This is a genomic window from Streptomyces sp. NPDC057002 (genome assembly GCF_042673825.1).
Lineage (GTDB): Bacteria > Actinomycetota > Actinomycetes > Streptomycetales > Streptomycetaceae > Streptomyces.
On sequence record NZ_JBHURZ010000001.1, the window covers coordinates 351,498 to 371,528 of the forward strand.

At 70.6% G+C, this 20,031-nt stretch carries 13 protein-coding genes; 6 read left to right on the forward strand and 7 right to left on the reverse strand.

The window, feature by feature from the left end:
* Positions 1–59: 59 nt before the first annotated feature.
* A complete protein-coding gene (locus ACFT32_RS01620) occupies positions 60–1,064 on the forward strand; it encodes a substrate-binding domain-containing protein (RefSeq protein ID WP_382484541.1) in 1,005 nt (334 codons plus the stop codon).
* Between the two features lie 39 nt (positions 1,065–1,103).
* Here the strand turns inward: ACFT32_RS01620 and ACFT32_RS01625 are convergent, their stop codons facing one another.
* On the reverse strand, positions 1,104–2,099 hold the full coding sequence (locus ACFT32_RS01625; protein ID WP_382484543.1) for a LacI family DNA-binding transcriptional regulator: 996 nt from the start codon (positions 2,097–2,099) through the stop codon (positions 1,104–1,106).
* Between the two features lie 228 nt (positions 2,100–2,327).
* Between ACFT32_RS01625 and ACFT32_RS01630 the strand changes: the two genes are divergently transcribed.
* From ACFT32_RS01630 to ACFT32_RS01645, 4 genes are read left to right on the forward strand one after another with little or no spacing between them, the layout of a single operon-like run.
* Complete coding sequence (locus tag ACFT32_RS01630; RefSeq protein WP_382484544.1) at positions 2,328–3,278, forward strand: TIM barrel protein; 951 nt, start codon at positions 2,328–2,330, stop codon at positions 3,276–3,278.
* Positions 3,279–3,287: 9 nt separating this feature from the next.
* A complete protein-coding gene (locus ACFT32_RS01635) occupies positions 3,288–4,727 on the forward strand; it encodes a sugar porter family MFS transporter (RefSeq protein ID WP_382484547.1) in 1,440 nt (479 codons plus the stop codon).
* Between the two features lie 21 nt (positions 4,728–4,748).
* The gene (locus ACFT32_RS01640) at positions 4,749–5,771 is read left to right on the forward strand and encodes a Gfo/Idh/MocA family protein (protein WP_382484549.1); all 1,023 of its coding nucleotides are present in this window, start codon (positions 4,749–4,751) and stop codon (positions 5,769–5,771) included.
* A complete protein-coding gene (locus tag ACFT32_RS01645; protein ID WP_382484551.1) occupies positions 5,768–6,637 on the forward strand; it encodes a sugar phosphate isomerase/epimerase family protein in 870 nt (289 codons plus the stop codon). The genes ACFT32_RS01640 and ACFT32_RS01645 overlap by 4 nt, the downstream gene beginning before the upstream one ends.
* On the opposite strand, the gene helR is transcribed toward ACFT32_RS01645, so the two are convergent.
* Entirely contained in the window at positions 6,597–8,795 is a 2,199-nt protein-coding gene (gene helR, locus ACFT32_RS01650; protein WP_382484552.1) for an RNA polymerase recycling motor ATPase HelR, read from the reverse strand. The genes ACFT32_RS01645 and helR overlap by 41 nt on opposite strands.
* A 197-nt stretch (positions 8,796–8,992) precedes the next feature.
* On the opposite strand from helR, the gene ACFT32_RS01655 reads away from it, so the two are divergent.
* Entirely contained in the window at positions 8,993–9,877 is an 885-nt protein-coding gene (locus ACFT32_RS01655; RefSeq protein WP_382484555.1) for a Gfo/Idh/MocA family protein, read from the forward strand.
* A 45-nt stretch (positions 9,878–9,922) separates the two neighbouring features.
* Here ACFT32_RS01655 and ACFT32_RS01660 read toward each other — a convergent pair whose 3' ends face one another.
* The 5 genes from ACFT32_RS01660 to ACFT32_RS01680 are packed head-to-tail and all read right to left on the reverse strand — an operon-like array spanning position 9,923 to position 19,859.
* Positions 9,923–10,843: an ATP-grasp domain-containing protein gene (locus ACFT32_RS01660; RefSeq protein WP_382484557.1), complete on the reverse strand. Its 921-nt coding sequence runs from the start codon at positions 10,841–10,843 to the stop codon at positions 9,923–9,925.
* Positions 10,840–11,586: a hypothetical protein gene (locus tag ACFT32_RS01665; RefSeq protein WP_382484559.1), complete on the reverse strand. Its 747-nt coding sequence runs from the start codon at positions 11,584–11,586 to the stop codon at positions 10,840–10,842. The genes ACFT32_RS01660 and ACFT32_RS01665 overlap by 4 nt, the downstream gene beginning before the upstream one ends.
* A gap of 5 nt (positions 11,587–11,591) precedes the next feature.
* A complete protein-coding gene (locus ACFT32_RS01670; protein WP_382484561.1) occupies positions 11,592–12,671 on the reverse strand; it encodes a hypothetical protein in 1,080 nt (359 codons plus the stop codon).
* 42 nt (positions 12,672–12,713) lie between these two features.
* Positions 12,714–16,442, reverse strand: a complete 3,729-nt coding sequence (locus tag ACFT32_RS01675) for a hypothetical protein (RefSeq protein WP_382484563.1) — start codon at positions 16,440–16,442, stop codon at positions 12,714–12,716.
* A 3-nt stretch (positions 16,443–16,445) separates the two neighbouring features.
* On the reverse strand, positions 16,446–19,859 hold the full coding sequence (locus tag ACFT32_RS01680; protein ID WP_382484566.1) for a hypothetical protein: 3,414 nt from the start codon (positions 19,857–19,859) through the stop codon (positions 16,446–16,448).
* Positions 19,860–20,031 lie beyond the last annotated feature (172 nt).

The window sequence follows — 20,031 nt, forward strand, 5'->3', positions numbered from 1 at the left end:
TACGCCACCTCCCGGACCGGGCGCGGCACCCTCTCCCCGCACAGTGAGGTGCACCCGACATGCGCAGACACCACAGACCCGCAGCCCTGACCGCCGCCGCCCTCGTGGGCGCGCTGCTCGCCGCCGGCTGCTCCAGCGGCTCCGGCGGGAAGCAGTCCGAGACCGGGGGAACCGACGCCGCGGCGGGCAAGGCCACCACCCCCCGGATGACCGTCGCCATGGTCACCCACGCGGCGCCCGGCGACACCTTCTGGGACCTGATCCGCAAGGGCGCGCAGGCCGCTGCCGCGAAGGACAACATCAAGCTCGTCTACTCCAGCGATCCCGTCGCGGGCAACCAGGCCAACCTGGTGCAGAACGCCATCGACCAGAAGGTCGACGGCATAGCGCTCACCGCGGCCAAGCCGGACGCCATGAAGGGCGCGGTGGCCAAGGCCAAGGCGGCCGGCATCCCCGTCGTCGGCTTCAACTCCGGCCTGGACGACTGGAAGGAACTCGGCATGCTCGAGTACTTCGGCCAGGACGAGAACATCGCCGGCCAGGCCTTCGGGGAGCGCCTCAACCAGCTGGGCGCCAAGCACGCCGTCTGCGTGATCCAGGAACAGGGGCAGGTCGCGCTGGAGGCACGCTGCGCCGGACTGAAGAAGGGCTTCAAGGGCACCACGGAGAACCTGTACGTCAACGGCACCGACATGCCCTCCGTGAAGTCGACCCTGACCGCCAAGCTCCAGAAGGACTCCACCATCGACCAGGTGGTCACCCTCGGCGCCCCGATCGCCCTGACCGCCGTGCAGTCGGTACAGGACTCGGCCAGCGAGGCCGAGGTCGCCACCTTCGACCTCAACAAGGACCTCGTCACCGCCGTCCAAGGCGGCGACATCGAGTTCGCCGTCGACCAGCAGCCCTACCTCCAGGGCTACCTCGCCGTCGACGCGCTGTGGCTGTACCGGACGAACGGCAACGTCAGCGGCGGCGGGACGGCTCCCGTACTCACCGGGCCCGCGTTCATCACGAAGGACAACGCCGGCACCATCGCGGAGTTCGCGAAGAAGGGGACGCGCTAGAGCGGCATTGGGCGGACCTGGGCGGCCTTGGCGACGTGCCTACTCCGCCGGGGCCGGCCCGCTGGTCCCCCGTACCACCAGCTTCGGGTCCAGCACCGCTTCACGCGGCGGCAGTTCCCCGTTCTCCAGCCGCTCGACGGCGAAGCGGACGGCGTGCTCGGCCATCAGGGCCGCGTCCTGACGGACCGTGGTCAGGCCGATCGGCATCAGGTGGGAGAGGTGACTGTCGTCGTAGCCGACGACGGACAGATCGCGCGGGACCTCGATGCCCGCCCGGGTGAGGGACATCAGCAGACCCATCGCACAGCGGTCGTTGCCGGCGAGCACCGCCGTCGGCAACGGCCGTCCGCCGTCGCGCTCGGCCAGGAGCAGGCGGCCGGTCTCGACACCGGACTCCTCCGTGTGACGGCCGGGAATCACCCGGGCCTCGGCCTCCAGCCCGTGGCGGCGCATCGCGGCACGGTAGGCACGCCGCCGCTCCGCCGAACCGGGGCCGCGTCCGCCGTCGATGTGCACGATCCGGCGGTGCCCCAGCTCCACGAGATGGTCCATGGCCTGCCGGACGCCCTTGCCCTCGGCGGAGTGCACGAAGTCGACATGGGCCTGGGGCACGCGGCGGCTGACCGAGACCGTGACCGTGCGCTGCCCGAGTTCGCCGAGGTAGCCGGGCTGGGCGTCCGGGCCGAGCAGGATCACCGCCTCGCAGCGGTGGCTGAGCAGCGCCTCGACCGCCTTCGCCTCGCTGCGCCCCTGGGTGGAGCCGGAGAGCAGGACGTCGTACCCGAGCCGCTCGGCCTCGGGATAGATGCCGGTGATGAGATCCGTGTGGAAGGTCTGGTGCACGGCGAACATGACGCCGAGCGTGCGACTGCGGCCACGGGCCAGCAGCCGGGCCGCGCTGTCGGGCCGGTAGCCGATCTCGTCGGCCACGCGCAGGACCCGCTCCCGCGTCTCCCGGCCGGCTCCCGCCTGGTTGCGGAAGATGATCGAGACGAGCGCGCGGGAGACGCCCGCCTTCTCGGCGACGTCCGCCATCGTGGGCCGCTGCCTGCCCGATGCATCCACCTGTGAACCCACCCTCCGACGGCGCCCACCTTACGGGGTGTCCCGCGCGGGGATCCGGCCATGGGGCCCCGCAATCATCCAGCAACAACCTATTGACATGACATTTGGACAGGGGTCATCGTACTCGACTAGAGCGCGCTAGTAGCGCGCGTCACATCGCTCAGGCACCCTCCTCCTCTCCCCTCAAGGACACTGACCATGGCAACGGCGCCCGTCCCTCTCCGCACCACCGTCGGCAACCTGTGCCTCGGCTCCGCACCCGACTCCTGGGGGGTGTGGTTCCCCGAGGACGAGCACCAGGTGCCGTACACCCGCTTCCTCGACGAGCTGGCCCAGGCCGGCTACGAGTGGCTGGAGCTCGGCCCGTACGGCTATCTGCCCACCGATCCGCGGCGGCTGAGGGCCGAGCTGGACGCCCGGGGGCTGAAGGTCTCCGGCGGCACCGCGTTCGGCGCGCTGCACCGGCCGGAGGCGTGGGACGAGATGCTCACCCATGTCCGGCGGGTCGCCGCGCTGACCGCTGCCGCGGGGGCGCATCATCTCGTCTTCATCCCGCCCATGTACCGGGACGAGAAGACGGGCGCGTTCACCGAGCCGCCCGAGCTGACCGCCGGGCAGTGGGCCGGGTTCGGCCGCGCCGCAGACCGGCTGGGCAGGCTGCTGCTCGAGGAGTACGACGTACGGCTGGTCGTCCATCCGCACGCCGACAGTCACATCCAGACGCAAGCAGAGATCGAGCGGCTGCTCAACGAGTCCGACAGCCGCTACACCAACCTGTGCCTGGACACGGGGCATGTGGCGTACGGCGGTGGGGACAACCTCGATCTGATCCGCCGGTTCGGTGAGCGGGTCGGCTATGTGCACATCAAGCAGATGGATCCGGAGATCCTGGCGCAGGTCGCCGCCGAGGACCTGTCCTTCGGGGAGGCCGTGAAGCGCGGAGTGTGCGTGTCGCCGCCGGCCGGGGTGCCGAACCCGGCCGATGTGGTGGGTGAACTGGCCGGGCTCGACGCCGAGTTGTTCGTGATCGTCGAGCAGGACCTGTACCCGTGCGCTCCCGAGGTGCCGCTGCCGATCGCGGTCAGCACCCGGGAGCACCTGGCCGGCTGCGGCCTTTCGGGTACCCGCCGCCCCGCACTCGACAGGTAAGGAGCGGCCATGGACCTCAGGGACGACACGACACCGGCCTCCGACCCAGCCCCTGCCACCGCCGTCGTGGACGACGCTCCTCCGGCGGTCAAGCGGCGGCTTCGGCTGATCACGATCATCGCAACGTTCGGTGGTCTGCTCTTCGGCTACGACACGGGCGTCATCAACGGCGCCCTGCCCTATATGACCGACGACCTCGGCCTGACCCCGGTCACCGAGGGCATGGTCACCAGCTCGCTGCTGCTGGGTGCCGCGCTGGGCGCGGTGGCCGGCGGCCGGATGTCGGACGCGCGCGGAAGGCGGCGCAACATCCTGCTGCTGGCCGTGCTGTTCTTCGTCGGCGCGCTCGGCTGCACGCTCGCCCCGACGACCGAGGTGATGATCGTGGCGCGCTTCGTGCTCGGTCTCGCGGTCGGCGGTGCCTCGGTGACCGTGCCGGTCTACCTCGCGGAGGTGTCGCCCGCCGAGCGGCGCGGCGCCCTCGTCACCCGCAACGAGCTGATGATCGTCTCCGGTCAGCTGCTGGCGTTCACGTCCAACGCGATCATCGCGCAGGTCGGCGGCGAGTCCGGCGGTGTGTGGCGCTGGATGCTGGTCATCGCCACACTGCCCGCGGTGGTGCTCTGGTTCGGCATGCTGGTGATGCCGGAGAGCCCGCGCTGGCTGGCCTCCCGGAGCCGCTTCGGCGAGGCCCTCGAGGTGCTCAAGCAGGTGCGGTCGCAGGCCCGGGCCGAGGCCGAGCTGAAGGAGGTCTCCGCGCTCGCCGTCAAGGACGAGCGGGAGAAGCTCGGCGGCTGGCACGACATCAAGAGCACGCCGTGGGTGCGGAAGCTGATGTTCGTCGGGTTCGGCATCGCGATCGTGCAGCAGATCACCGGCGTCAACACGATCATGTACTACGGCACGCAGATCCTCACCGACGCCGGTTTCGCCGCCGACAGCGCGCTGACGGCGAACATCGCCAACGGTGTGATCTCGGTGCTGGCCACCTTCGGCGGCATCTGGCTGCTCGGCCGGGTCAACCGCCGGCCGATGCTGATGACCGGCCAGATCGGCACGACCGTGGCCCTGTTGCTGATCGGCGTGTTCTCCCTGGTACTGCCCTCGGGCGACCCGCGGGCGTTCGCGGTGCTCGCGATGACGGTCACGTTCCTCGCCTTCCAGCAGGGCGCGATCTCGCCGGTGACCTGGCTGATGCTGTCGGAGATCTTCCCGATGCGGATGCGGGGCTTCGGCATGGGTGTCGCGGCCGTGGTGCTGTGGCTGACCAACTTCGTGATCGGTCTCGTCTTCCCGTCCCTGGTCTCCGGGATCGGGATCTCCAACACCTTCTTCCTGTTCGTGGTGGCGGGCCTGCTGTCCCTCGCCTTCGTGAAGCTGTACGTCCCCGAGACCAAGGGCCGCACCCTCGAATCGCTCGAGGCCGAGCTCCGGACGCGCTTTTCCTGATCATCTTTCGAGGAGTTCTCCATGACCGTACGTGTAGGCGTCATCGGCGCCGGAATGATCGGCCAGGACCACGCCCGGCGGCTCACCGAGGTCGTCACCGGGGCGACCGTCACGGCGGTGGCCGACGTCGACACCGAGCGTGCCGCCGAGGTGGCGGCCCGGTTCGGTGCCACCGCTCTGCCCACCGGCGCGGAGCTGGTCGCCTCCCCCGACGTGGACGCCGTCCTCGTCACCTCGTGGGGCCCGACCCACGCCGAGCACGTGCTGAACGCGATCGCGGCCGGCAAGCCGGTGTTCTGCGAGAAGCCGCTGGCCACGACCGCGGAGGACTGTCTGCGGATCGTCGAGGCCGAGCGGGCGCACGGCCGCAGGCTGGTGCAGGTCGGCTTCATGCGCCGCTTCGACGCCGGGTACCGCCAGATGAAGGAGGTCCTGTCGACCGGTTCGCTCGGGGCCCCGCTGATCGTGCACTGCGCCCACCGCAACCCGACCGTCCCGGAGTCGTACCACTCCGCGATGGCCGCCCAGGACACGGCCGTGCACGAGATCGACGTGCTGCGCTGGCTGCTCGACGACGAGATCGTCTCCGCCCAGGTGGTCACCCCGCGCGCCACCAGCAAGCGGTTCGGGCACCTCAAGGACCCGCAGATCATGATCTTCGAGACCCGTGAGGGAGTCCGTATCGACCTGGAGGTCTTCGTCAACTGCCAGTACGGCTACGACATCCAGTGCGAGGTCGTGGGCGAGGACGGCCTGGTCCGGCTGCCCGACCCGGCGGCCGTCGGGATCCGCACCGCGGCCCGGCACGGCACGGGTGTGCTGCAGGACTGGAAGGACCGGTTCTCGGAGGCCTTCGACACCGAGTTCCGCGAGTGGGTCGCCACCGTGGCGGCGGGCACCGAGCCCACCGGGCCGTCCGCCTGGGACGGTTACGCCGCCACCGTCATCTCCGACGCCGCCGTCCGCTCCCAGGAGACCGGTGCCGGAGAGATCGTCACCGTCGACATCAAGCCCCGCCCGGCGTTCTACGGAGGCACCGCGTGAAGATCGCCCTCGACCCGTACATGTTCCGTGCCCTGCCGATCGACGAGATGGTGCGCACGGTCGCCGAACTCGGCTACGAATACATCGAGTTGTCGCCCCGCGAGGACTTCATGCCGTTCTTCCTGCACCCGCGGGCGGACGACGCGCGGGTGGCGGAGCTGAAGGAGTCGCTGCGCCGGTACGGTGTGCGGCTGTCCTCGGTGCTGCCGCTGTACAAGTGGTCCTCACCGGACGAGACGGAGCGGCAGACGGCCGTCCGCTACTGGAAGCGGATGATCGAGATCACCGTGGATCTCGAATGCCCGCTGATGAACTCGGAGTTCAACGGCCGGCCCGAGCGCGCCGCCGAGAGCGAGTCCGCCTTCTGGCGTTCGCTGGAGGAGTTGCTGCCGGTCTTCGAGCGGGAGGGCCTCGCCCTGAACCTGGAGGCCCACCCGGACGACTTCTGCGAGGAGAACACCCCGGCCGTCGATCTCGTCCGCGCGATCAACAAGCCGTGGGTGAACTACCTGTACTGCGCCCCGCACACCTTCCATCTCTCGGGCTCCGACCCGACGGCGGACATCGCGGCGATGATGCGCTACGCCGGTGACAAGCTCCAGCACGTGCATGTCGCGGACTCCTTCAACCACAAGGGCTCCAGCGGTCTGCGCTACATCCTCAACCCGCCGGGCACGCCCGCCCGGATCCATCAGCACCTCGACATCGGTCAGGGCGAGGTCGACTGGGACACCTTCTTCGGCACCCTGCGCGAGCTGGGCTTCGACGGTGTCGCCACGTCCTGTGTCTTCGCCTGGGAGGAGCGGGCCCGGGAGTCGTCGGCGTTCATGCTGGACCGGATCCGGAAGGAGCTCGCGGGCTCGTGAGGACGACGAGCTGCCGGGTCGCCCGGGTCATCGCGACATAGCGGTCGACCGCTCCCTCGACGCCGGTGCCGAAGTCCTCCGGGTCGACGAGGACGACCAGGTCGAACTCCAGCCCCTTCGAAAGCTCCGGGGTCAGCGAGCGGACGCGGGAGGAGGAGGGCCGGAAGGCGGGATCGCCGATGACACAGGCGATCCCCTCGGCATGGGCGGCCAGCCAGGTGTCGAGGATCGGGTTCAGCTCGGCGGCGGCTGCGTGGACCACGGGGACGCCGCCGCTGCGGATGGAGGCCGGCACGTTGGCGTCCGGGAGCACGGCCCGGATGACCGGCTCGGCCTCCGTCATGATCTCCTCCGGCGTGCGGTAGTTGATGCTCAGCGAGGCGAGGTCGATCCGGTCGAACCCGACCCGTTCGAGCCGTTCCCGCCACGACTCCGTGAAGCCGTGGCGGGCCTGGGCGCGGTCCCCGACGATGGTGAAGCTCCGGGACGGGCAGCGCAGCAGCAGCATCTGCCATTCCGCGTCGGTCAGTTCCTGCGCCTCGTCCACGACGATGTGGGCGAAGGGGCCGGCGAGCACGTCCGGTTCGACGGTGGCCAGTTCGTCCTCGTTGACCAGGCTGACCTGGGCGTCCTCGCCGCGCAGCATGGACACCAGGCCTTCGCCTTCGTCACCGTCGGCGCCCGAGTTGGCCGTGGCCTCGATCAGGGTGTCGACGACCCGCGCCATGTGCTCGCGCTGGTCGGCGAGGATGGCCTTGTTCCGGCGCTTGCGCCGGGCCGTCTTCGGGTCGCCGAGCCGCTGCCGTGCGGCGTCCAGGATCGGCAGGTCGGACACCGTCCAGGCCTGGGCGTCGGCGCGCTGCAGCTCGCGGACCTCGTCCCGGCTGAGCCACGGAGCACACATCCGCAGATAGGCGGGCACCGACCACAGGTCCGACACGAGGTCGGTCGGTTCGAGCAGCGGCCACGCGCGGTTGAAGGCCGTGAGCAGCTCCCGGTTCTGCGTCAGTGATCTGCGGAGCAGGGCGGCCGGCACGTCGCCGTCGTGCTTGTCCTGGAGGATCGTGAGCAGTTCCTCCCAGACCTGGTCGCGTGCCTCGTTGTGCGGGGTGCCGGGTTCCGCCGCTTCGCAGGCCACGGCCCAGTCCTGGGCGCTGAGGTGGATGTCGGACCAGTGGGTCGTGACCGTCATTCCCTCGGCGGGCGGCTCCTCGTAGAACCGGACGGCCTTCTCGATCGCCCTCACCATGTCCGCCGACGCCTTCAGGCGTGCCACGTCCGGGTCGGCCTCGGCCCCCGCCGCGGCTCCCTCGGTGACGAGGTCCCGCAGGATGCAGGTCTGCACGCCTTCCTCGCCGAGGCTGGGCAGGACGTCGGAGACATAGGACAGGTAGGGCCGGTGCGGGCCGACGAACAGCACGCCGCCCTTGCGGTGGCCGAGGCGGGGGTCGGAGTAGAGCAGGTAGGCGGAGCGGTGCAGCGCGACGACGGTCTTGCCCGTGCCCGGACCGCCGTCGACGACGAGGGCGCCGCGGGAACCCGCGCGGATGATGGCGTCCTGGTCGGTCTGGATGGTGCCGAGCACGTCCCGCATCCGGGGCGAGCGGTCCGTGCCCAGGCTGGCGATGAAGGCGGACTGGTCGTCGAGCGCGGCGTGCCCGGAGACCCCGTCCGCGGTGAACACCTCGTCCCAGTAGTCGCTGATCCGGCCGCCGGTCCAGCGGTACCTGCGGCGGCTCGCCAGGCCCATCGGGTCGGCGTGGGTGGCTCCGAAGAACGGCTCGGCGGCGGGGGAACGCCAGTCGACCAGCAGCCGGCTCCCCTCGCTGTCCGTGAGGCCGAGTCGTCCCACGTACACGGGCTCGGAGTCGTCGGCACCGACCATGTGCCCGAGGCACAGGTCCAGTCCGAAGCGGCGCAGTGCGCGCAGGCGGGTGGTCAGCCGGTAGATCTCCGCATCTCTGTCCATCGCCTGCCGGCCATTGCCGCCGGGCGCCTTGCGCTCGGCCGCCAGTCGGACGGACAGCTCGGCGATCGACTGCTCGAGGCACTCGGCGATGGCCGCGAAGTGCCGCTCGTCTCCGGCGATCAGCGCAGGGTCGGCCTTGTGGGAGAGGCGGTCGGGAAGATCGAACGCGGTGGTGGTCAGGGGGGTCACGTCATGCTCCCGTATCCGCAGGTCCTGGGCTCAGGCCGGACAGTTTGCGGCACCAGGGGGGCCTTGCCGCAAGGCCCCCTGTGCGCTATAAGTTGAGAGTGGCAAGGAGATCTCTCCTTGCCTTTCTTGTTTTCCGTTCTTGTTTTCTTTCCGTTCTTGTTTTCGCCGACGTTTCGGCACCGTAGAGAGGCGGCGGCATGCGGATAGGACTGCTGGGCACCGGACCGTGGGCGCAGATGGCTCACGCGCCCGCACTGAGCGGGCACGAGGAGCTGGACTTCGCCGGGGTGTGGGGCCGCCGCCCCGAGGCCGCGAAGGAGTTGGCCGAGCGGCACGGCGTGCCAGTGTACGACGACGTCGACGAGCTGTTCGCCGACGTGGAGGCGGTCGCCGTGGCGCTGCCTCCGCAGGTGCAGGCCGAGCTGGCCGCGCGTGCGGCCCGGGCCGGGTGCCATCTGCTGCTCGACAAGCCTCTCGCGCCGACGGTGGAGCAGGGGCGGGCCGTGGTCGAGGCCGTCGAGGAGGCGGGGGTCGCCTCGGTCGTGTTCTTCACGATCCGCTTCCAGCCCGGGCCTCAGGCGTGGATCACCGAGCAGGCGGGAGTGCCGGGCTGGTTCACGGGGTGGGCGCAGTGGCTCGGGGCCGTGTTCACCAGCGAGAGCCCCTTCGCGACACCGTGGCGGCGGGAGAAGGGCGCCCTGTGGGACGTGGGGCCGCACGCCCTGTCCGTGCTGCTGCCGGTGCTGGGCGACGTACGGCGCGTGACGGCCGCCGCGTACGGTCCCGGGGACACGGCGCATGTCGTCCTCGACCACGCCGGCGGAGCGTCGAGCACCCTCACCCTGAGCCTGACGGCACCGCCCGCGGCGGCCGGTGCCGCACTGGAGTTGAGGGGAGAGGCCGGGGTCGCGGTCCTGCCGGAGAGCTCCGACGGAGCGGTCCCCGCCCTGATGCGGGCCGCGGACGCCCTGCTCGCCGCGGCCCGCACCGGCCGCCCGCACGCCTGCGACGCGGCGTTCGGCCTCCGTGTCACGGAGATCCTCACAGCGGCCGAGGACCTGCTGAACGGTGGCTCCGTCTGAGCGGGCGGTCGCGCAAGATCTTCCGGTTCTCCGGTGGGTCCGGGTTCACCCCCGTTGCAGGGCCAGCGCCACGGCGTGGGAGATCGGCTGGGCGGTGCGGGTCTCGTAACAGCTGAACCCGGGACTGGGATTGACCTCCAGACAGTACGCCTCTCCGTCGTCGGTGAGGATCAGGTCGACACCGGCGAGGGCGAGGCCGAGCCCGCTCACCAGGTCCCGGCACCGCTCCGCCAGGTCGCCGGGCAACTCCCAGGCGAAGAAATCCGTTCGGCCGCCCTCCTCCTGGACGTACCGGTAGTCCACCTGGTCGGTGTCGACCCGAGTGGCGAACACGTTCTGGGCGACCACGTGCACCCGCACGTTGGTTCCCGGGACATAACGCTGGAACTGGACCGGGCAGCCACGGATGAGGCGGAGCCGTCGGGCCGCTTCGTCGTCGAGTTCGCGGACGACGGACCTCACCGCGCTGATCGACTTGTAGATCAACCGGCCGTGCCGTGCCCTGAAGTCGCGCACCAGATCCGGGTCATTGGTGACCAGGGTCTCCGGGACCGAGAACCCGGCCCGGCGGATCAGCTGGGACTGGTAGGGCTTCGACCGGTTGGATGCCGAGGCGGCGGCGCGGTTCATGACGCAACCGGGCGCGATCTCGATCCAGTCGTTCAGGGTCTCGTGCCAGGCCCGGCACCGCTCTGCCGCCTCGTCGGAGCCGTCGCGCACCTCCGGCAGCAGGCGCCAGTCCATGAGCCGGGTGTAAATGCCGGTGACCTCCGAGCAGTCGACGGAGGGATGCCCGTGGTCGCCGGACAGCAGCCCCCGGATCTCCCCGCCGGAGATCTCGAGGTCGACAGACGTCTCCTCGAACCGCCGTTGGTACAGCACGACATGAGGGAAGCCCATGCGTTCGAGGGCGGCGATCACCAGCGCGGTGGGGGGATCGCTGGGAATCCCGCAGACGGCGATCATCCGGCCGTCACCGGCACACCGGCGAAGTGCCGGTGCAGCCCGTCCACGAGTGCATCGCCCCCGAGCCGCAGGTCGGGCACGGGCGTCGCCCCGGTGAAGCACACCGATGTGCCGTCATGGCAGAGGCCTACGCCCAGTAGCTGCGTATCGGCGAGACGGGCCAGCCGGACACAGGCCGGTACGACCTCGTGCAGGCACCGCGCATCCGGCTGGCGCTCACCCCAGAAGACCTGTTCCTCGAACACCACGAGGGAGTGGGTCGCCGGTCGGTCCTGCGGCGCCGCACCGGTGCGACCGGACAGGGTGAGGACCGGCACGGGCAGCCCGGCCCGAGCCGCGAGGACCGACCACTCCGCCGTCGAGCGCCATGCCCCGCAGAAGCCCACGGGAGAGGGCCGGTTGACCGTGACCGGGGCGACGCACAGGAGCCAGCTGAGCATCAGCGCGTTCAGCTCGTCCGCGGCGTAGTCGCTGTCGGCCCGCGTCACCAGCACCGGAGGGCGGACCGGTGCGCGGACGATCCGGTTGAGCACGCCTCGTATGTCACCGCTGTCCAGTGGCCTCCCGTCGTCGAGATGGACGCGGAAGCTCGTGCCGTCGTGCCCGACCCGGTGTTCCTGCCGTGCCGAGCGGATCAGCGCGTCCGGTGTGAGGAGTTCCAGCGGTGCCAGGCCGCGCTTCCGCAGCCCCTCGCAGGCCCAGACCGCGGCACGGTCCGCGGGATCGCCGATCACCAGCCACATGACGGTCAGCCGCCCTCTCGCTGCCTGTCCTCGGCCTCGCCGGCATCGTCCGGTCCTGCCTCGGGTTCCGCCTCCCGAGCGAGGGGGGTCGCGGACATGTCCGGACGCAGTTCGGGCGGGATGAAGTGGGCGAGTGCCGTGAACGTCTTCTTCATTTGGACGCGTTGGCTTGCCATGCTTTCCTCGCCGGCCCCGAACAGGGAGTCCACGTCGACCGGTCCGGCGACACCGGTGTATTCCGGGGGAACGCCCGGCCCCTTCTCTATCTCTTGGTCCTTGCTGTCCTTGTTGTCCTTCCTGTCCTTGGCGGGTTTCGGGTTCACCGGCGGAGGCGGCGACGTCCCGCGACGGGACAGGGTGATCGTTCTCTCGTCTGCCGTGCTGTCACTGGCCGTGCCGATGACGTACTGGGTGCTCAGCTCGTCCTCCGGCGTTCCGGGCGTTACGGGCTCCGCTTTGAAAACGAGGGAATCTGCGTGATTGGGATCGATCTTGTTGGGCCGTGCCATCAAGCTGAAGCCGCCGCCGAGGTCCGTGTCGGGCGGATCGGTGATTCTCAGTGCTCCCGGACCGATGTTGGCGACTACCACGGTGATGACCGGGAGCGGCTTGTTGAAGAGGGCCTGCGTTCCGAACGATCTCCGCCTTTCCGCGGGCGAGATGCGCGGCTGAAGAGTCTCCGCCTCGTCGGTCGACGTCACCCAGACGAAGCCCAGTTCCTCGACATCCTCGTTCGTTATTCTGAGCCTCCACTTCCGCTCCGCCTTCTTGCTGATGGCTATGCTCACCTTGAAGACGTCGTTGCTTTCGCGGGTCCAGGACGCCTTGGCGACGGCCTCGTTCTCGTCATGGATGGGCACATCTTCGGCCGGTTTCGCCGGAACCGTCGCGATGACGCCCGACCCCGCCCGGAGCTGGATGGCCGGCGCCGCACCGCCCAAGGGTTCGGAGCCGGACCCGACGGCGACGATACGGAGGAACATCTTGCCCGCCGTCTTGGGAACGGTGAACTCGACAAGGCCGCTCGTCGCCCCCGGCAGCAGCCTGAGCTGTTCCTGGTCCTTGGGGAACATTCCGAATGCCATGGCTCGTCCTGTCTTCTCAGTTCTGTGCGCGATGCCGGGATTTCATCCCTGGTCCAGCGGCACGATGTCGGCGTAGACCAGCCGGCCCGTGCTGTCGGCCGTCGTACCCGAAGTGCTCCCCGCGGGAGGATGCGTCTCGAATTCCTGGACGACGACGCGTGCCTTTCCCGGCACGCCCGCGGGGATGTCCAGGAGGTGCTGCCGGCCGAGCCGGGAGGTCGCCCTGAACAGGGTGGTCCAGCCGGTGGATCCGGTGGGATGGAGGATCTGCAACTCGGTCTTGATGACATTGGGCGCGGAGTCCCCCGGCCCTAGCCCCTCGACCAGGACGGCCGCCTGGCCACCGGTCCGGGTCACGACCAGGCGCCGGTGCGGTGGAAGCTGGACCGGCTCCGTCCGGACGGCCGGGGACAGGGAAGGCACACCGGTCGTGGTGTACGGCTGGTAGCGGGCCAGGGCGAGCTGCACGAAGGGGAAGTAGGAGGAGGAGACCACGGGAGACAGGTCGATGTCGGCGTACCGGCGGTCGCTCTGGTCGTCGAAGCGGATCGGATACGCGGCCACGCCCACGGTGCGGCCCAGTTCGGGCAGCTGCGCCCGCGTACGGGCCGGGGCGACGACGTGGTTCTCGCCGAGGACACCGGGCGGTGCCCCGGTTTCGCGGATCGGGTCGCGCCCGGCCAGGCTGAGCTGGCGCAGGCCCGGGGGCTGGAGCTCGGGAGTGGGCCAGGTCAGCACGGCGAGTGCCTCCTCGTCGCCGGTGTCGAACCAGGGAGGATCGAGGAAGACCCGCAGGCCACCGCCCTGTCGCCAGCGGACGGCCGACGGCCCGTCGGTGCTCTCCGTCCAGCGGAAGGCCGGGACGGTGTAGAGCAGCTTCGGCACCGGTGGCCGCACCGTGCTGGGGACATCGGTGGGCTGCTGCAGGACACCGGTGGCCAGGCACTCCTCGGGGCGCGGGAAGCAGTCCTGAAAGCGGGAGACGGCCGTCACCGAGTAGGTGACCCGGTGATGCCGCGTGTCGCCGAACTCCTGCCGGACCGGGGGAATCGCCTCGGAGGGGATGTCGTGCTCGACGGTGTAGGAGCCCACGTGCGCGGTGTGCCGGGTAGCGGGGCGGTCCGGTGGCACATCACCCCGGTCGGACCACTCGGCGCGTATGTCGATACGGCCGGTGCTCGGGATGTCGATCTTCAGTTCGCCGGTCCTCAGCAGGGCGGCGGTGCTGCCCTGCTGCCGCTGCGCCGTCAGCCGGCCCTTGGGGTCGGACAGGGGCCGTTGCACGGCGTGTACGAGCGTGATGGTCCGCGGCGGTGTGATCAGGCGGTTCTTCCCGTTGATGATCTGCTGGAACCCGGGGTCCTCCTTGTCCTCCGGATCGATGCCCATCCAGCGCGCGATGCCGAACAGCCGGACGTCGCGGTCCACCGGACACGAGGGGACGTCGATCGTCACCTGCTGGGCCGGCCCCAGCGCCACCGTGAAGGTGCGTTCGTCGGCGGACTTGCCGAGGGTGCAGCCCGCCTGGGCGGCCACCAGGCGCAGGCTGATCGGCCGGAGCGCGGGCCAGGGGTCCTGCCACTCGGCGAAGACGGGCAGGTTCTCGCCTTCCACGGTTCCGGGGTTGCCGGTGTCGGGGTCGATGGGCCGGGGGCGTGTGTTGAGGACGATGTGGTCCGCCGCCGGGTCCGCCGCCCACGGCACTACTGGTGCGGCCTCGGGGAGCACGACATAGGGAGGCTCGGATCCGCCCGCGGTGCCCACCACCTGCGCTCCGGGAATGTCCAGGAGCTGGCGGTCGGTCCGCTTGGCGATCTCGAAGAACCCGTCGACCTCGGACATGGGGGCGTCGGGGCCCATGGCCGGATCGAACAGGCCGTCATGCCGGATCGCCAGTTCGAGCGAGCACTTCGGGGCCAGCAGGTGGCGGACGTCGAAGGCACGGTAGCCGTGGGCGACGGCGTAATCCGCCACCGAGGTGCCCCGGTCACTGCGGATGACCAGCCGGTCCTGGCCCTCGCCGTGGGTGAAGGCGCGCGTGGGCAGGATCTCGGGCGGCGGCAGCGGCTCGTACCGGTGATAGATGACCCGTTCGGTGCGCTGCTCGGCGGCTCCCGCCTCGGCGGCGCGCAGACCTCCGCCCGCGAGGTCGGCGATCCTCACCCGCAGCCGGTAGACACGGCCGAAGCGCAGCCAGGGCAACGATCCCGGATCGCAATCGACGACCGCCTCGAACGGTGGCGGGGCGGACGTGGTCAAGGCCGCGTCACCGGTGTCGACGACTCTGTCGGGGCGTTCCGCGACCTGGCTCCAGCCGTCCCACCGTGCGACCGTCTGGTGCAGGTACAGCGCGTCCGTGGCGCCTGCTCCGGTCGCGACGGGGCCGGGGCGGACCCACCCCTCCTCCAGCAGGCCGTTCGGTCCGTCTCCGACGGGTACGCCGCCGACGGTGTAGGCGACCCTGCGTCGGCAGAGCGAGAACCACTGTCCGGCCGTCTCGTCCCAGACTTCCACCCGGTATCCGCCGAGGAGGGAGTCCGCGGTCAGCGGGGCCGAGAGAAGGCCCTCGGGGGTCGCGCGCCGGGCCGCCCGCTGGAGTTGTTTGGCGTGCTGCTGCCCGCGGTCGCGCTCGACGAGGGCGATTCCGGCCGTGCGGAGCGCGGGCAGGGCGCCGGGCGGCACCGCGTCGCCGGAGTCGCCGGAGTCGCCGCCACTGTCCGCCCCGGCCGCGCCGACCAGTCGCAGCGCGGCTCCGTCGACGTCGAAGGGCATCAGCTCGAACCGCGGGTTGCCGGACGGTGCCACGCTCGTGCCGGCCAGCGGGAGCAGCCCCTGGGCGAACGGGGTCGATACCGGGCCGGTGCCGGACGCCGGGAGGAAACGCTTGCCGGTGATCGTGTAGGCCGTTCTCGGCGCGAGGTCCCGGTGCTCGGCGTCACGCCAGTGGGCGGGCGGGTCGGGATCGTTCACGGGCCACCGCGGCACGACGCTCAGTTCGGCGGCCGCAGCCGTGCCTGCCAGCGCGGACTCGGGCACGGCCATGTCGATCAGCAGGCCGAGCGCCCGGAGGAGGAACGGGTGGTCGGCGAGGCGTGCCACGGTGTCGTGGAACTCGGGCTCCACGGCCTCGGGTTCCTGGGTCAGCGGGGTGAACGTGGAGCTGTCACGGTGGTAGAAGGCGTACGCGCGTTCCAGCGCGGTCTGTTCGGTCTCCCGGCGGTCCGCGCGCGGCCGTGCTCCGGTCTGCCATCGCTGGGTGATCTGCCCGAGGGCACGCCGCAGCTCTCCCTCGGCCTCCGGTGTGGCCTCACCGTGGGTGAGGTGGGCGAGGGCGGTAGCCGTGTACACGGTGCGGATCTCGCTTCCCGCCTCGGAAGCCGGGAACTCCACACGGGAGCGGTCCTGGTAGGACTCGGACCGGTGCGGCGTCACCAGGGTTCCGGCCGGGAACAGTGCCTGCCAGGCGCGTTGCCGCTCGGCAGGGGTGAACCGGGTCTCCTGTCCGTCGAGGCTGGTGTGGGGCACGCGCAGTGGTGCGGCGGGCAGTGGCTGTGTGGCGCGGAGCGCCTTGAAGTCCAGGATCTTGAGGCGTTCCGGCCAGCTCTGCATGCCGAAGTCCCCGACGGTGAGCCGTGGTCCCGGCGGTCCCAGCAGCCGTGGGGTCAGCAGCACCGCGAACATCGCCATCGGTGTCGGCTGGCCGGGGACCGGGCCGATGCGGCCGGCCGGAAGGACGGTCCAGGTGAACTGTCGCCGAAGGGGCTCCGCCATGACTCACGTCCCTGTGAAGGCCCGGCAGTAGTCCCGCCAGGGGTAGTGCGATCCCTGCTGTCCGAGCGCCGTCTCGACCGACGCCCCCGGAGGCGCCACGGCCGGAAGCCCGTCCGCGGGCCCGGTGAGGCCGGTGTCCGCCCCGGCGAGAAGAAGGTCCGCCTTGAAGCGCTTATGGCACGACAGGGTCACCGACGTGGACCAGAAGGTGAGGTCCACGGTGATGACCAGGCGGGCCGATCCACTCAGTTCGTTGGTGTCCGCGTGGTAGGTGAGGGACATCGTCAGTTCGATCGAGACGCCGATGAGCCCGAGCACCCGCACGCTGCCGCCGACCCGCAGATAGCCGGTGATGTCCGTCTTGCCGTTCTGCAGGGCGCAGACGACGCCGCCGAAGACATGCACTTCCCCCGACGCGATACCGAAGTCCATGGCCAGGGCGGCGCCGAACTCGATGCCGCCGACGAACCGCCGCAGGCCCGCCCCGCTCCCTCCGGCGCTCATCCCGAGCTCCAGATAGCCACCACCGCCGAATCCGGCGACCGTCACCAGGAAGGGACGTTCCCGGGTACCGAAGGCGAAGTCGATGGTGACCGGTTGGCCGGTCAGCGGCAGGGTGACGCCGGACTGGATCAAGAGGTTCTGGGCCGTGAAGACGAGCAGCGGGACTTTCGGGACACAGACGGAGTATGTCGACCTGATCTCGGTGCTGGACGCCTCGATCCTGGGGCCGCCGCCCAGGGACTTCAGGACGTCCTTCGCGATGGTCTGGAGGAACTTCAGGTCCCCGCCGAGTTCGGCCGCGGCGAGGTCGCACGTCAGGCGCGGCCGGTCACCCGAGTCAGCCGTGAACTGCACCGTCCGGAAGGTCAGCTTCACCAGCGCCGACTGCCTCGAGGGAATCTCCAGGGAGAAGTCGCTGATCCGGCCGGTGGTATGCGATACAGGACGCCCCGCGACGAGCTGGGACTCCACCGTCAGCAGGATCGAGGAATTCAGGCTGTGGTAGAACGGCGCGACGTCCCGGCTCAGTCCCTCGGACCAGGTCAGCGTCGCGGACGCGGTGCCGCCCGACCGGCTCCACACGATCTTCGGTTTGCCCGTGACCCGGTCGATGACGTCACGCAGGGGGACGATTCCGAACAGCGTGGCGTCCTGGTCGAACAGATCCCGTGGGTTGACGATCGCGCCGCCGACAACGGGGCCCAGTTCCCGGGAGACCTGATTGACCGTCATCTTGGGTGCCGCCAGGAGACCCGCGCGTTCGCCCGCCGAGCCGAAGTCCAGCCTCTTGGCTTCCAGCAGGTCGAGTATGGCGTCGGGCGGCGTGGAACCGGGCGACGCCTCGAGGAACGGGCGAGAGAACTTCGCCGGAACCGGTGGTATGGGACCGATCAACTGTCGCACCGCCGGCAGTCCGACCGCCAACTGGGTCACCGTCGGGTAGAAACCCACCCCGCCCGGGCCGGGCGGCACACCGACCCCTCCGAAGGCCATGGACTGCACCTCCTGCACCGCGCCCGGCAGCGCCTCGGTCGCCGTCCGCATGGCGAGGGGTATGCGCCGGCCGACCTCCGCGGTGGGACGTCCCATGGCGCGCTGTCCGGCTGCCCGCGGGCCTGCCGCGTACTCGGCGTCCAGCGTCGCGGCGCTGGGCCCACCGCTCCCGGTGGCCCCGACGAACAGCAGCGGCAGCCGCAGCGAGACGGTCTCCGCCCCTGCGTCGGCCATGGCCGTGAACCGGACGTCGGTGCCCTCCTGGGTCGGCCAGAAGCCCCACCCCCCGATCCAGGACGGCGTGTCCAGCTCGGTGACCCGCGTCGGGTCGAGCGTGACGTACTGGAAGGGGAACGCCCGCTCGTGGCGGCCGCCGCCCCCGATGCCGTACGGCCGACCCGGCTCGGTGACCACCAGGAGCTCCCGTTTGCGCAGGGCCGCGAGGGGCTCCCCGCCCTGTTCGAAGCGCCGTTCCACCAGCCGCACGTACGCGGCACGGTGCCCGAAGGGGAACAGGGTGCCCTGTTTGACTATCTCGACGTGGTAGTCCCGGCCCATCGCCGCCCCATGACTCCACGACAGTTCGGGCCAGCGCCCGGACGCGGCGAACCAGGCGCCGTACGCGCTCAGCATCAGCTGATCGACCTCGACGGGCCGGCCGGGGTTCCCGGCCCCCGCGGCCGCGATCTGCTCCACCCATCCGTGCAGCGGGGTGTCCGGGGCGCCACCGGTCGGCTCGGGCACTGCCGCGCGGGGCCGTAGGACCAAGGGTCCGGAGCCCTCCGCGATGAGTCTGCTGTGCCACAGTTCGGTGACACCAGCAGCACCCGTAGCGGGCTTCGTCCGGTGCACGCACGTGGTGCCTTGCCGAAGCGCCGACAGCAGCCGCCACGGCAGCTCGATCCTGCTCACCTCCTGCCCGGTGAAGGCCGGGTCGGTGACCAGCGTCAGCCGCTGCATGGCGTCGAGCAGTCCCTCGGCGGAGAGGACCACCTTCCCCTGGCGGAGGGCGAAGCACAGGCGCGAGGAGCCGGCCAGGTAGGCCTGGCGCGACGTCCCCGAGCCAAGCGCGGACTCGGCGATGTGCTGCGGCGGGAAGTCCACGATCAGCAGTCCCCCGGTGCCGCCGGCCGCCAACTCGACCTCACCGTCCGGCCGTACGCGCTTGCTCAGGCCGGCACCGCGCACCGTCAGGGTCACCAGGTCCTGCGGGCGCAGCACCCGGTGTCCGTCCGTGCCCGCGTCCCACACGTCGACGAGCCGCCATCCCGAACGGGCATGGCCGAGGGAGCGGTGCAGCACCGCCGTACCCGCCCAGAGGGCGAACACGTCGGTGACGCCGCCCCGGGACACCGCGGTGACCTGGGGGGAGGCGCCGGCGCTCGCCGTGAGGTCGCCGCCCAGGTTCTCCCACACCGGCGGGTCTTCCGGCCCCCGGTGCCACAGTCCCTCCTGGCCCGCGGCGAAGAAGTCCCGGCCCGCCACCGCGAAACCGGTCGAAATGCTTTCCTCGGGCGGCCGGCCCAGATCCGCCCGCTCCGTGGGCCGACCGCCCGAGAAACGCTGCCGCAGGTACCGCTGACCTAGGACATCAGCCAGGTAGAGGTCGAACTCGCCGGGCGCCACGGCGACGGCCTGCAAGCGTCGTGCGCTGCCCAGGGCGGAGTGCCACGCGGCTTCCTCACCGGCTACCAGGAGACCGGCCGTCTCACCGCCGGGCTCGCTCCGACCGAAGACCAGGCGCAGATCCTCCGGTTCGGCCGCCGCCACCACCGTGAAGCTGTCGACCGGGGTGTCTCCGGCGAGCGGCCCGAGATAGGACCAGTCGTCCTCCCAGCAACCGTCCGCCAGGCGCCGGCGCCACACATGACGTCCGTCGTCGAGGGCGAACAACTCGATCCGGCCGTCGGCCGTGGACACCGCGGACAGCCAGTCGCCGTGAGAGGACCCCGAGGCCGGCCAGGGACGGCCGAGCGGCTGCCGGGTTCGCCACGAACCGTCGAACACCTTGTGCCAAACGCTGCCGTCCTGGACACCGAAGAAGAGATCGAGCCGACCAGGTTCGGACGAACAAGCTGCCAGAGAAGTCACC